Source organism: Streptomyces sp. NBC_00341, from assembly GCF_041435055.1.
GTDB lineage: Bacteria > Actinomycetota > Actinomycetes > Streptomycetales > Streptomycetaceae > Streptomyces.
In genome coordinates this window covers 5,499,685-5,512,289 of record NZ_CP108002.1, presented here as the reverse complement: position 1 = coordinate 5,512,289, position 12,605 = coordinate 5,499,685, and the positions used below count along the sequence as shown (strand labels likewise).

Here is a 12,605-nt window from a genome sequence, read left to right as displayed (position 1 = left end):
TCCCGATGTGCTTCCCACCGTGCACCATGGCACTGACAATCAACGTTCCCGCAGGTCAAGCCAGTTGTCAGTGGTGCGGCCTACCGTCGTATCCATGCTGCTGACTGACGGGGGAGAACCCTTGGGCACCGCTGCTCCGGCGGTGCGCTGGACGGTGGAGCAGGTCCTGGCCCTGGCTCCTGACGACGCTTCACGCAAGGCGGGGAACAAGCTCGGTTCGGCCGGGCCGTGGTCGGAGACCGGCCGGGAGGAGCCTGGTGCGGTGTGGGGGCTGTGCAGGGGAAGCGGGAGCACGCCGTACCGGACGGTGGTCGACACCACAGGGCCCGCGTACAAGTGCAGTTGCCCCAGCCGGAAGTTCCCCTGCAAGCACGCGCTGGGCCTGTTGCTGCTCCGGGCGTCCGACGAGGCGGCCCTGCCCTCGGCCGTTCCGCCGGACTGGGCCGGTGAGTGGCTGGCGGACCGGCGCCGCCGCGCGGAGGCCTCTGCGGTGCGGGAGGAGCCGGTGGGCGGTGCGGGCGCCGCGGCCGGGCCCGCCGATCCGGCCGCCGCCCGGCGTCGGGCCGAGCGCAGGGCCGAGCGGATCGGCGGCGGCGTCCAGGAGCTGGAACGGCGGCTGACCGACCTGGTGCGCGGCGGCCTTGCGGCAGCCGAGCAGTCCGGTTACGAGCTGTGGGAGGAGACGGCGGCCCGCATGGTCGACGCCCAGGCTCCGGGTCTCGCCGGCCGGGTGCGGGAGCTGGGGGCGATTCCGGCGTCCGGGCCGGGCTGGCCGGTGCGGCTGCTGGAGGAGTGCGCGCTGCTGCATCTGCTGGACACGGGCTGGCAGGGCATCGACCGGCTGCCGCCGCCGCTGGCGGCCACGGTCCGCACCCGGGTCGGGCTGCCGGCCGCCGCCGGGGGCGCGCCGGTCCGTGATCACTGGCTGGTCCTCGCCCAGTACGACACCCCGGAGGGCAAGATCGTCGCCCGCCGCAGCTGGCTGTACGGGCGGGAGTCGGGCCGCACCGCGCTGCTGCTGTCCTTCGGGGCCCCCGGCCGCTCCCCCCGCCAGGCCCTGCCGGTGGGTGTCACGCTGGACGCGGAGCTCACGCCGCATCGGGGGGCGGGGCAGCTACGGGCCGAACTGGGACCGCAGTTCGGGTCTCCGGTGCCGACCGGCGCCCCGCCGCCGGGTGTCACGGTCACCGGGGCCATCGCCGCGTACGGGCGGGCCCTGGCCGACGACCCCTGGCTGGACTCCTGGCCGGTGCCCCTGCGCGACGTCATACCCGTGCCGTCCCGGGACGGCTGGCAACTGGCGGACGCGGAAGGGGATTCGGCCCTGCCGGTCGCCCCGGCCGCGCTGTCCCGGCCCGCGCTGTGGAAGCTCGTCGCGCTCTCCGGCGGCGGTCCGCTCACCGTCTTCGGCGAGTGCGGCCACCGCGGCTTCGACCCGCTCGCGGCCTGGGCGCCCACGAACGCGGACACGCAGCCGGCCACGGACGCGCGCCCGGCCGACGCCGAGACGGTTCCGCTCATCTGACTCCGGCGGTCCCGCTGAACTCCGTTGATTCTCGCGACTACTGGTGGAGGAACGATGCCCCGTACCAGCCCACCCAGCACGCCAACCACACCCACCGCACCCACCGCACCCGCCATGCCGGCCGCCGCTCCGTGGGAGGAGCTGGTCACCTCGGCGCTGCTCGGCACGGACCGCCGCCGGCCACCGGGTGTGCCGGGCGATGCCGGCCCGGACGGCGCGGCGGCCGCGCTGCTGGACGCGGCCGCCCTGCACACCGTGCGGCGCCGGGCGGGCCTGCTGCCCGCCCCGGCCGCGCCCCGGCCCGATCGCGCTCCCGCCGACCCCCGGCCGGCCCTTCCGGCCGCCGCCCGGGGCCGGCTGGAGCGGCTGCTCGCGGACCGGGCGGCCCCGAGCGGTTCGGCCGGCAGACGCGGCACCGCTCCCGATCTGACCGAACTGATCCCGCAGTGGCTGGCCACCGCCAACCTGCACGGTTACCGGGCACCGGACGCGACGCTGCCCGCCCTGCTGGACGCGGCCCGCGCGCGGACCGATCTACGGCCGCAGGCCCTGGCGTTCGCCGGACCGCGCGGGCTCTGGCTGGCCGGGCTGAACCCCGAGTGGAAGTTCGCGCTGCGCGGTGCGTCCGGCACCTCGCTGCTGCCGGACGTGACCGACCGGGAGGCGGTCCACCGGCTCTGGGAGGAGGGCCTGTTCGCGGAACGGGTCGCGCTGCTCTCCGCAGTGCGGGCGCACGAGTCCGACGCCGCTCTCGCCCTGCTCGCCACCACGTGGGCCACCGAGCGGGCCGAGGACCGGCTGATGTTCGTCGACTCACTGCGCACCGGGCTCTCCGACGCCGACGAGCCCTTCCTTGAGCAGGCTCTGACCGACCGCAGCCGCAATGTGCGGGCGACGGCCGCCGAGTTGCTCTCCGCACTGCCCGGCTCCGCGCTCGCCCGCCGGATGGCGGACCGCGCCCTGTCCTGCGTGAGTCCCGGCCTCACCGGCACCGGCCCTTCCGTGGCCGTGGAGGCCCCGCACGAGTGCGATGCGGCGATGCAGCGCGACGGCGTGGTGGCGCTCCCGCCGTCCGGGCGGGGCGAACGGTCCTGGTGGCTGGGCCAGTTGGTGGAGTCGTCCCCACTCTCGGTCTGGCCGGCCCGGTTCGGTGGCCGCGAGGCGCGGGAGATCGTCGCGCTCCCCGTGGCCGACGGCTGGAGCGAGGAGCTGCACGCCGCCTGGTGCCGGGCCGCCGTCCGGCAGCGGGACCCGGAGTGGGCGCGGGCGCTGCTCGGCGCCCCCTCGACACCCCCGTCGAACGGTCCGGGCACGGCCTCGCTCGCCGAGCGGTCGAAGCTCCTGATCGTGCTGCCCGCCGCCGAACGGGCCGCCTGGGTAGCCGAGTTCATCGCCGCGCACGGACTCTCGGAGGCGTTCCAGCTGCTGGGGGTCTGCCCGACCCCCTGGGCGGAGCCGCTCGGCCGCTCCGTCGTCGACGCCCTCGACATCGCCCGGGACGCCGGCAGCTACCCGTGGAGCTTCAGCGGAGTGATGGGGCTCGCGGAGCGCTGCCTGAATCCGGCGGAGGCCGACCGCCTGGAGGTCCTCACCACGACCCCCGACGAACCGGCGGACGCCTCCCCCGGCGCGAACGGCTACTGGTCGGAGGCGTTCCAGCGGCTGGTCTCCACCCTGCGGCTCCGCGCGGCGATGGACGCGGAGCTGGCACCGGGCGGGATCAGGCCTCCGCAGCCTGACGGACGTTCGCGTTGACCCAGGAGACGATCTCGACCGTCGTCGCACCCGGGGTGAAGATCTCCGCGACCCCCTGCTCCTTCAGCGGTGCGATGTCCGCCTCCGGGATGATGCCGCCGCCGAAGACCTTGATGTCCTCGGCCTCGCGCTCCTTCAGCAGGGCGATCACCTTCGCGAAGAGGGTGTTGTGCGCACCGGAGAGGATCGAGAGGCCGATCGCGTCGGCGTCCTCCTGGATCGCGGTGTCCACGATCTGCTCGGGAGTCTGGTGGAGCCCCGTGTAGATGACCTCCATACCGGCGTCGCGCAGTGCCCGCGCGATCACCTTGGCCCCTCGGTCATGGCCGTCGAGGCCCGGTTTGGCCACCACCACTCGGATCGGACCGGTCACACCCATCACTGCCTCCACACGCGTCTCCCGCCCCCGACAGGCCGGGGATGTGAACGAACGTTATCCACAGCATCCCGCAAGCCGCTGTTTCGCGGTGGTCGGGGAGGGGGAAATCACACGTGGGACAAGTTCACCGGGCGCCGTTTCCCGCAGCACGCGGCTCACCTGCCGTGCGGGACCGGCCGCCGGGGGAGCCGCACGAGGTCGTCGTACCACCGCGCCGTCAGCCGCACGGCACGGTGGTACGGCTCACCGACCGCCCACCGGCCGGTCACCGAAGGTGATCCGGAAGGCGCGGCGGGCGGCGCGTCCCGGACGGTGAACCGCCGCCCGGACGACCGACACGGCGCCCCACGAGGGCATACGGGGCAGGAGCCGCCGCTCCCCGGGTGCCGGAAGCAGGAGGTCGGTCAATGAAGACCCCGCCTTTTCTTCCCCTGCTGTCGAGCCTTCTTCCCCTACTGCCACGCCGGACGGGCCCGCGCAACGCCTGGCTGTCGTCCGCGCTGCTGAGAGCGACCGCGCTGGAGCTCGTGGTGCTCGCCGGACACGCGCTGATCTACCCCACCGGCATCACCGGCGAGCGGCGCACCCCGCCACGCCCGGCGGCCGAGCCGGTCCCCGCACCTCCCGGGACCACGGCCCTGCCGGGCGCGCACGCCGGGAGCGCGGGGCACATCGGGCACCCGGACCGGCCGCCCGTCGTACTCCTGCACGGTTTCATCGACAACCGCTCCGTCTTCGTGCTGCTGCGCCGCTCGCTGGCCCGGCACGGCTGGCGTCATCTGGAGTCGCTCAACTACTCCCCGCTGACCTGCGACATCCGCAGCGCCGCCGAGCTGCTCGGCCGCCACGTCGAGGAGATCTGCGCCCGCACCGGGCACCGCGAGATCGACATCGTCGGGCACAGCCTGGGCGGCCTGATAGCGCGCTACTACGTACAGCGACTGGGCGGCGACCGACGGGTCCGCACCCTGGTCACACTCGGTACGCCGCACGCGGGCACCGCCGTCGCCCCGCTGGCCGGCGCCCTCCCGATCGTGCGCCAGATGCGCGGCGGATCGGCGCCGATCGAGGAGCTCCGGCTTCCGGCGCCGGGGTGCCGCACCCGGTTCGTCAGCTTCTGGAGCGAGCTGGACCAGGTCATCGTCCCTGCCGAGGCGGCCTGTATCGACCATCCCGACCTCGACGCGACCAACGTCCGCGTCAGCGGGATCGGCCATCTCGCACTGCCCGTGCACCCGGCCGTGGCCGCCGGGGTCCGCCAGGCGCTCGACGCCCAGGAGCCCGGAAATAGAACGAATCTCGAACATAGAGCCAAGGCTGTGTGAGTGGCCCGTCGAAAGACGGCCGATTGCCCGATTCCTGATCGCCCGCGAGCCGTGGAAGATTGTCGGCGTCGCGTACCGCCGGGTACAGTCGCGGCCACTGCTTTCCCCCGGGGTCCCCCACGGGCCCCGGACCCAAGGTCCTGCTGCCGAGGCGAGAGAGAAGTTGGTGAACGACCAGCACCCCCACGCCGGGTATGTCGGATACGACAGCCACTCCACGAGCGGTTTCGACGACGACCCGCTCTTCGGTTCCCTCCCCAGCGGTTACGACGGTCCGTACGACACCACGACCGGTTACGCCGCCCCGTACGACACCGGCCAGGCCGGTCACAGTGGCCAGTACGACACCACCCAGTGGGACACCGGCGCTCACCGCACCGCCGCGTACGACCACGCCGCCGACTACGCGGCCTACACCCCCCACTTCCAGCAGCACCCCCAGTACGACGCGGCCCCGCAGTACGACGCGGCCCCGCAGCAGTACGACACCACCGGCACCTGGGCAACGGCGGACGCCCACGCGAACATCCCGGCACAGGGCGGCGCCCCCGACTCCTCTGGCCAGTGGGACACCTCCGGCTGGTACACGAACGGCCAGTGGTCAAGCACCGACACGGCGGGATACGACTCCGGCGCGTACGACGCCACCGCCTGGAACACCGGCGCCACGCCCGAGCACGGACAGCAAACGCCGCAGAATCTGACGGCATCGCACGAGCCCGAACAGACACGGCAGCATCCGTACGAATCACACGCACCGTACGAGACGCATGAGGCGCACGAGACGCGTGAGGCGTACGGGACGTACCAGGCGTACGAGGCGTACGAGCCCGCCCAGGCCGTGCCGACGACCGCCGAGCCCGCCGAACTCGTCGAGATCTACGAAACCTCCGAGACCGCCGCGTTCAGCCTCCCCGAGGCGGGCCCGGAGCCGGACGCCCACCACCCCGCAGGCCGTCAGGTCTCCCGCGGTGGCAGCCGCAGCCGCAGGCGTTCGCCCGCCAAGCGCTCCGCCCTCCTCACCATCGCCGTCCCCTCCGCCTGCGTGATGAGCGTGGCCGGTATCGCCGCCGCTTCCGTGGGCGGCATGGGTGGCGGCGAGGAGACGAAGGACGACACCACGACGATGGCGGCCGCGGACCCCGCCACGGTCGAGCCGGTAGCCGCGAACAACAAGCTGGACACCCAGCTCGCCAACCTCAGCGCCGACGCGGAGAACTTCGCCGGCCGCGCCAGCCGCACCCAGGAGCGCATCGACCTGAAGGAGCGGCAGGCCGCCGAGAAGAAGAAGCGCGAGGAGGAGGCCGCCCGCAAGGAGGCCCTGCGCCCCAAGTACGTCATGCCGGTCAAGGAGCACGGACTCAGCGCGTACTTCGGCCAGGCGGGCGTCAACTGGATGTCCGTGCACACGGGCATCGACTTCCCCGTCCAGTACGGGACCCCGGTCATGGCGGCGACCGACGGCACCATCCGTACGCAGTACAACACCGCCTACGGCAACATGGCCATCGTCACGATGGCCGACGGCACCGAGACCTGGTACTGCCACCTCAGCAGCACCCGGATCCGCTCGGGCAACGTCAAGGCCGGAGACGTGATCGCGCACTCCGGGAGCTCCGGCAACTCGACCGGCCCGCACATGCACTTCGAGGTGCGGCCCGGCGGCGGCGCGGCCGTGGACCCGCTGCCCTGGCTCCGCAGCCACGACATCGACCCGACCTGACCTGACCGGCCCGGCCTCCTCCTGGAGGAACCGGGCCGGACGGTACGCCCCGCTACAGCTTCTGGACCGGGGCGTACCGCAGGAGCAGTTTCTTCGGCCGCTCGTCCCCGAAGTCGACCGTGGCCTTCGCCTGGTCGCCGATGCCGTCGACCGCCGTCACCGTGCCCAGACCGAACTGGTCGTGCGTGACCCGGTCGCCGACCACCAGCGTGATCGTCGGCTTGTCCGACGTCCGCCGGGTCGCGAAGCCCGAGGGCCCGGAGCGCGAACGGGACGCGGACAACGATGAGGTGATGCCCGACGTCGGTCCCGCCGGAGCCGCCATCGGGCCCTTGCGCTTCCACTCAAGGTGCTGCTCCGGGATCTCCTCCAGGAACCGCGACGGCGGGTTGTACGAGGGCTGGCCCCACGCGCTGCGCATCGACGCCCGGGTCAGATAGAGCCGTTCGCGGGCGCGGGTGATGCCGACATAGGCGAGCCGGCGCTCCTCCTCCAGCTCCTTGACCTGGCCCAGCGCGCGCATGTGCGGGAAGACGCCGTCCTCCATGCCGGTCAGGAAGACCACCGGGAATTCGAGGCCCTTCGCCGTGTGCAGGGTCATCAGCGTGACGACTCCGGAGCCGTCGGTGTCCTCGTCGGGGATCTGGTCGGAGTCGGCGACGAGCGCGACCCGCTCCAGGAACTCGGCGAGCGTTCCCGACCCCTCCTCCTCGCTCCGGTCCTGCTCGAATTCGAGCGCCACGGAGGCGAGCTCCTGGAGGTTCTCGATCCGGGTCTCGTCCTGCGGGTCGGTGGAGGCCTGGAGCTCGGCCAGGTAGCCGGTCCGCTCCATGACGGCCTCCAGCACCACGGCCGGGCCCGCGCCCGACTCGACGATCGTGCGCAGCTCCTCCATCAGCGTGTTGAACCGCTTGACGGCGTTGGCGGACCGGGCGGCCATGCCGTACGCCTCGTCGACGCGGCGCAGCGCCTGCGGGAAGGTGATCTTCTCGCGCATCGACAGGGCGTCGATCATCGCCTCCGCCCGGTCCCCGATGCCGCGCTTGGGCACGTTCAGGATGCGGCGCAGCGGGACCGTGTCCTCCGGGTTGGACAGGACCCGGAGGTAGGCCAGGACGTCCCTGACCTCCTTGCGCTCGTAGAAGCGCACACCGCCGACGACCTTGTAGGGCAGGCCGACCCGGATGAAGATCTCCTCGAAGACACGGGACTGCGCGTTCGTCCGGTAGAAGATCGCGACGTCGCCCGCCTTGGCGTCGCCCGCGTCGGTCAGCCGGTCGATCTCGTCCGCGACGAACTGCGCCTCGTCGTGCTCGGTGTCCGCGACGTAGCCGGTGATCCGGGTGCCGGAGCCGGCGTTGGTCCAGAGGTTCTTCGGGCGGCGGCTCTCGTTGCGCTCGATGACGGCGTTGGCGGCGGACAGGATCGTCTGGGTGGAGCGGTAGTTCTGCTCCAGCAGGATCGTGGTCGCGTCCGGGTAGTCCTCCTCGAACTGGAGGATGTTGCGGATCGTGGCGCCCCGGAAGGCGTAGATCGACTGGTCGGCGTCACCTACGACGCACAGCTCGCCGGGGGCGTCGGCCTCGCCGGCCGGGCCGACCAGCTCCCGTACGAGCGTGTACTGGGCGTGGTTGGTGTCCTGGTACTCGTCGACCAGAACGTGCCGGAAGCGGCGGCGGTAGTGCTCGGCGACGTCGGGGAAGGCCTGGAGCAGGTGCACCGTCGTCATGATGATGTCGTCGAAGTCCAGCGCGTTGGCCTCGCGCAGCCGGGACTGGTACATCGCGTAGGCCTGGGCGAGGGTCTTCTCGAAGCCGTCCGTGGCCTGTCCGGCGAAGGTCTCCTCGTCGATCAGCTCGTTCTTCAGGTTCGACACCTTGGCCGTGAACGACTTCGGCGGGAAGCGCTTCGGGTCGAGGTCGAGATCGCGGCAGACCAGGGCCATCAGCCGCTTGGAGTCCGCCGCGTCGTAGATCGAGAACGAGGAGGTGAAGCCGAGCTTCTTCGACTCGCGGCGCAGGATCCGGACGCACGCGCTGTGGAAGGTCATGACCCACATGGCGTTGGCGCGGGGCCCGACGAGCTGCTCGACGCGCTCCTTCATCTCACCGGCGGCCTTGTTGGTGAAGGTGATCGCCAGAATCTGGCCGGGGTGCACCCCGCGCTCGGCCAGCAGGTGGGCGATGCGGTGCGTCAGCACCCGGGTCTTGCCCGAACCGGCCCCGGCGACGATGAGCAGCGGGGAGCCCGCGTGCACGACGGCGGCACGCTGCTCGGTGTTCAGCCCGTCGAGCAGCGCGGCGGCGTCGATGACCGGGCGGTGGGCCCCGTCGCGGTAGTACGCGTCGCGGGGCGGCGGGGGCCCGTCGAACACGCCCCCGAAGAGGTCCTCCGGCACCGCTTCGGGTGCGGAGTCCTCGGGGGGTGGCGGGGGCCCTTCCTCCGTGTGCTGGAGGCCGGCCAGGAAACTGTCGTCAAAGAGGCTGCTCATCGCCCTCCGAGTCTAGGGCCTGTCCGGCGGATCATGGCCGGGGTCGCACGGCAGAACCCGCACCCACGGGAGCCACACACGGCGATGCCCGGACCACCCTGCGTAGGAAAATGCCGCGCCGCGCCCGGCCGTACGGCACGGGTTCCGCAAGGTCACGAAAATGTATCGGGCATATCGAACATCAACCTTCACAGCGGCACCATGAGTTGGCTAGCGTGCTCGTTCGGACGGCCGTACCCCCAGAGGCGAACCACGCCGAGCGGGCGTCCACGCCGAATCCGGGCCGCCCGTACGGGGTCCGGAACCGGGGACCCACACGCAGCACCGGGGTGAATCGGTCCGCAACCCCCACCAGGACCGTAGGGCAGCCTTCCGTTCCGCCCGAACCCGACAGCTAACCCGGTAGGCGGTCCACGGAAGGAAATGCCGGCCTTGGCATCGCATCGCAAACCGCGCCCCCGGGTGCGCAGCACCACCCCCGCCATCGGGTTCACGACGGCCGCACTCGCCTCGGTGACCCTGCTGTCCACGCAGAGCGCGCTGGCGGCCCCGGCCCCGAAGCCCAGCATCGAGGACGTCCAGAAGAAGGTCGACGACCTCTACCGGCAGGCGGGCACCGCGACCCAGCACTACGACGAGGCGAAAGAGGCGTCCGCCGCGCAGCGCACCAAGGTGGACGGGCTGCTGGACGACATCGCCAAGCGCGCCGACAAGCTGAACGACGCCCGCCGGACGCTCGGGAACTACGCGGCCGCCCAGTACCGCGACGGCGCGCTCGCGCCGACCGCCACCTTCTTCCTGGCCAACGACCCGCAGTCGTTCTTCGACCAGACCCACCTGATGAACCGGATGGCCACGAACCAGCAGCAGGCCGTCACGGACTTCCGGACGAAGCAGGCGCAGGCGTCGAAGAAGCGGGCAGAGGCGGTGACGAGCCTGGAGACGCTCACCGCGTCGCAGACCAAGCTGCGCACCAGCAAGCAGGACGTGCAGAACAAGCTGACCGAGGCGCGCACGCTGCTGTCGAAGCTGACCGCGCAGGAGAAGGCGCGGCTGGCCGAGCTGGAGGAGAAGAAGAAGGCCGAGGCCGCGCGCAAGGCAAAGGAGCTGGCGAAGAAGCAGGCGGCCGCGAAGGCGGAGGCAGAGCGCAAGGCCAAGGAGGCCGGCAGCGGCAGCGGCACGGGCTCCGGTACGGGCACGGGAACGGGCACCGGTTCCGGTTCTGGCTCCGGCTCGGACAGCAGCGCGACGACGAAGGCCGAGAAGGTCCTCGCGTTCGCCAGGGCCCAGATGGGCAAACCGTACGTCTGGGGGGCCACCGGCCCGTCCTCGTACGACTGCTCGGGGCTGACCCAGGCGGCCTGGAAGGCCGCGGGCGTCAGCATTCCGCGGACCACCTGGGACCAGGTGAACGTCGGGACCCGGATCGCCACGGCGGACCTCCAGCCCGGTGACCTGGTCTTCTTCTACGACGACATCAGCCACGTCGGGATCTACAAGGGCGACGGCATGATGATCCACGCGCCGAAGCCGGGGGCCAATGTGCGCGAGGAGTCGATCTTCTACATGCCGATCTACGGGAGCGTGCGCCCCGGCTAGGCAGCAGCAGGAAGCGCTCAGGTCCAGAGCGTGGCGATGAAGATGTTGACCATCGTCAGTCCGCCCACCGCCGCGAAGAGGCCCTTCTCGACCTTCTCCTCGTCCCGCTTGACGTAGACCAGCCCGAGGACGACGACGAGGATCAGCAGCTTGATGCCGATCTTGACGTTGTTCACGGGGTGGTCGTCGGCCTGGTCGAGCCCGACCAGGGCGATCCCGGTGACCAGCATGGTCAGCGCGCCGTGCAGCATCCCCGGTACGAATCGAGCCGTCCCCGCGCCCATCGCCTTCATCTGGGTGAGGAAACCTCCCAGCAGGGCGGCGATTCCGATGATGTGAAGAGCGACGAAGACATCGATGAGTACACGCATGGTTCCGCACCCTAGCCCCGCCCTTAGCAGGCCTCCGCAGCCAGGTGCTACTTACTGGTCGCTTGACCGACTAATGCACCAATTGCCTGACTCTGGTGCAATTTTTCCTGTCATTCAGAAACAACGCACCGCCAAATTCGGGCAATAAGCGTCATTACGACTCTTCCCCGTGCCCCGGGTTTAGCGTCCCTACCAGGTGACCGGATCACCGCCGCTCCGCACCCGGACGGCGCCGCCCGGTCGCCCCGCCGAGAGATCCGGCGGCGGGCCGCTCCCCCTGTTGGCGACCCGCCGCCGGACCGGGCGGGTCCGCCGGTAGGCCCCGGCGGGCAGTCGACAGGAAGGACCACCGCCCTCGTGGCCGCGCACCGGAAACCCAAGCAGCGCCCGTACACCGGCTCTGCTGCCCGCACCGCGGCGACCCTCGCCCTCGCCGGGGCCGCGACCGCTGCCGCGCTGCCGGGATCCGCGCACGCAGAGCCGACGCCCACCGCCGCCAAGGTCAAGGCCCAGGTGGACCGGCTGTACCGGGAGGCGGAGGTCGCCACCGAGCAGTACAACGGCGCGAAGGTGAAGGCGGCCGCCGCCGCCAGGTCGATCGACGCGCTGCGCGACGAGGCCGCCCGCAGGACCGAGCGGCTCAACACCTCGCGCGAGGCGCTGGGCTCGTACGCCGCCGCGCAGTACCGCGCGGGCGGCCTCGATCCCTCCCTCCAGCTGGCCCTCTCCTCCGACCCCGACCAGTACCTCCAGCGCGCCTCCTACGTGGAGCGGGCCGCATCGGGCCGGGCCGACGAGGTCCGCGCCGTGCAGCGCCAGGTGGCGGACGTGGCGCAGCTGCGCTCCGAGGCGGCGGGGCAACTGGCCGAGCTGACCGCCCGCCAGGACGACCTCCAGAAGCACAAGGCGACGGTCCGGGCCAAGCTGTCGCAGGCCCGCACGCTGCTGGCCCGCCTCTCCCCCGCCCAGCGCGCCGCCTACGACGCCTCCGACGACGGCGGCCGAGGCGGCGCGGGCCACGCCGACCGCAGCGCCCCGCGCGGCTCTGCACAGGCACCGAACGCCCGCGCGGCGGCGGCCGTCGCCTTCGCGTACGGGGCCCTCGGCAAGCCGTACGTCTGGGGCGCCACCGGCCCCTCCTCGTTCGACTGCTCCGGCCTCACCCAGGCCGCCTGGCGCTCCGCAGGTGTCTCGCTGCCCCGGACCACGTACACCCAGATCAACGCCGGGCAGCGGGTCGGACGGTCCGAACTCGCTCCCGGGGACCTGGTGTTCTTCTACTCGGGCATCAGCCATGTCGGCCTCTACATCGGCAACGGGCGGATGATCCACGCCCCGCGCCCCGGAGCCCCGGTCCGCATCGCGCCGATCGACGAAATGCCCTTCGCCGGAGCGACCCGGGTGGCATAGGCTCCCGTCCTTCCGACCGACCGGACA

The 12,605-nt window shown here is 71.9% G+C and carries 9 protein-coding genes and 1 riboswitch; of the genes, 6 read left to right on the top strand and 3 right to left on the bottom strand.

Annotated elements, in window-relative coordinates; genetic code table 11:
• The first annotated feature begins 94 nt into the window (after positions 1 to 94).
• A complete protein-coding gene (locus OG892_RS24930; RefSeq protein ID WP_371630327.1) occupies positions 95 to 1,525 on the top strand; it encodes an SWIM zinc finger family protein in 1,431 nt (476 codons plus the stop codon).
• 54 nt (positions 1,526 to 1,579) lie between these two features.
• The gene (locus OG892_RS24925; protein WP_371630326.1) at positions 1,580 to 3,280 is read left to right on the top strand and encodes a DUF5691 domain-containing protein; all 1,701 of its coding nucleotides are present in this window, start codon (positions 1,580 to 1,582) and stop codon (positions 3,278 to 3,280) included.
• On the opposite strand, the gene OG892_RS24920 is transcribed toward OG892_RS24925, so the two are convergent.
• The gene (locus OG892_RS24920) at positions 3,246 to 3,659 is read right to left on the bottom strand and encodes a cobalamin B12-binding domain-containing protein (protein ID WP_327340694.1); all 414 of its coding nucleotides are present in this window, start codon (positions 3,657 to 3,659) and stop codon (positions 3,246 to 3,248) included. The genes OG892_RS24925 and OG892_RS24920 overlap by 35 nt on opposite strands.
• 407 nt (positions 3,660 to 4,066) lie before the next feature.
• Here OG892_RS24920 and OG892_RS24915 point away from each other — a divergent pair, with 407 nt between their 5' ends.
• Both OG892_RS24915 and OG892_RS24910 read left to right on the top strand, forming a co-directional pair.
• On the top strand, positions 4,067 to 4,984 hold the full coding sequence (locus OG892_RS24915; RefSeq protein ID WP_371630325.1) for an esterase/lipase family protein: 918 nt from the start codon (positions 4,067 to 4,069) through the stop codon (positions 4,982 to 4,984).
• A gap of 166 nt (positions 4,985 to 5,150) precedes the next feature.
• The gene (locus OG892_RS24910; RefSeq protein ID WP_371630324.1) at positions 5,151 to 6,707 is read left to right on the top strand and encodes a M23 family metallopeptidase; all 1,557 of its coding nucleotides are present in this window, start codon (positions 5,151 to 5,153) and stop codon (positions 6,705 to 6,707) included.
• A 52-nt stretch (positions 6,708 to 6,759) separates the two neighbouring features.
• Here the strand turns inward: OG892_RS24910 and pcrA are convergent, their stop codons facing one another.
• Positions 6,760 to 9,198 carry a DNA helicase PcrA gene (gene pcrA / locus OG892_RS24905; RefSeq protein WP_073732596.1) on the bottom strand — a complete coding sequence of 813 codons (2,439 nt, stop codon included), beginning with the start codon at positions 9,196 to 9,198 and terminating at the stop codon, positions 6,760 to 6,762.
• Positions 9,199 to 9,458: 260 nt separating this feature from the next.
• Positions 9,459 to 9,623, top strand: a riboswitch (cyclic di-AMP (ydaO/yuaA leader).
• On the opposite strand from pcrA, the gene OG892_RS24900 reads away from it, so the two are divergent.
• Positions 9,622 to 10,797: an NlpC/P60 family protein gene (locus tag OG892_RS24900; protein WP_371630323.1), complete on the top strand. Its 1,176-nt coding sequence runs from the start codon at positions 9,622 to 9,624 to the stop codon at positions 10,795 to 10,797. (Overlaps the previous riboswitch by 2 nt.)
• A gap of 17 nt (positions 10,798 to 10,814) precedes the next feature.
• Here OG892_RS24900 and OG892_RS24895 read toward each other — a convergent pair whose 3' ends face one another.
• Entirely contained in the window at positions 10,815 to 11,168 is a 354-nt protein-coding gene (locus OG892_RS24895; RefSeq protein ID WP_073732598.1) for a hypothetical protein, read from the bottom strand.
• 357 nt (positions 11,169 to 11,525) lie between these two features.
• Between OG892_RS24895 and OG892_RS24890 the strand changes: the two genes are divergently transcribed.
• Positions 11,526 to 12,578 (top strand): NlpC/P60 family protein, encoded by a 1,053-nt coding sequence (locus OG892_RS24890; protein WP_371630322.1) that lies wholly within the window; start codon positions 11,526 to 11,528, stop codon positions 12,576 to 12,578.
• Positions 12,579 to 12,605 lie beyond the last annotated feature (27 nt).

Bases quoted from the DNA above. Each gene is read 5' to 3' on its own strand.
- OG892_RS24895 (WP_073732598.1), bottom strand. From the start codon at position 11,168: ATGCGTGTACTCATCGATGTCTTCGTCGCTCTTCACATCATCGGAATC.
- OG892_RS24920 (WP_327340694.1), bottom strand. From the start codon at position 3,659: ATGGGTGTGACCGGTCCGATCCGAGTGGTGGTGGCCAAACCGGGCCTC.
- OG892_RS24900 (WP_371630323.1), top strand. From the start codon at position 9,622: ATGCCGGCCTTGGCATCGCATCGCAAACCGCGCCCCCGGGTGCGCAGC.
- pcrA (WP_073732596.1), bottom strand. From the start codon at position 9,198: ATGAGCAGCCTCTTTGACGACAGTTTCCTGGCCGGCCTCCAGCACACG.
- OG892_RS24915 (WP_371630325.1), top strand. From the start codon at position 4,067: ATGAAGACCCCGCCTTTTCTTCCCCTGCTGTCGAGCCTTCTTCCCCTA.
- OG892_RS24925 (WP_371630326.1), top strand. From the start codon at position 1,580: ATGCCCCGTACCAGCCCACCCAGCACGCCAACCACACCCACCGCACCC.
- OG892_RS24930 (WP_371630327.1), top strand. From the start codon at position 95: ATGCTGCTGACTGACGGGGGAGAACCCTTGGGCACCGCTGCTCCGGCG.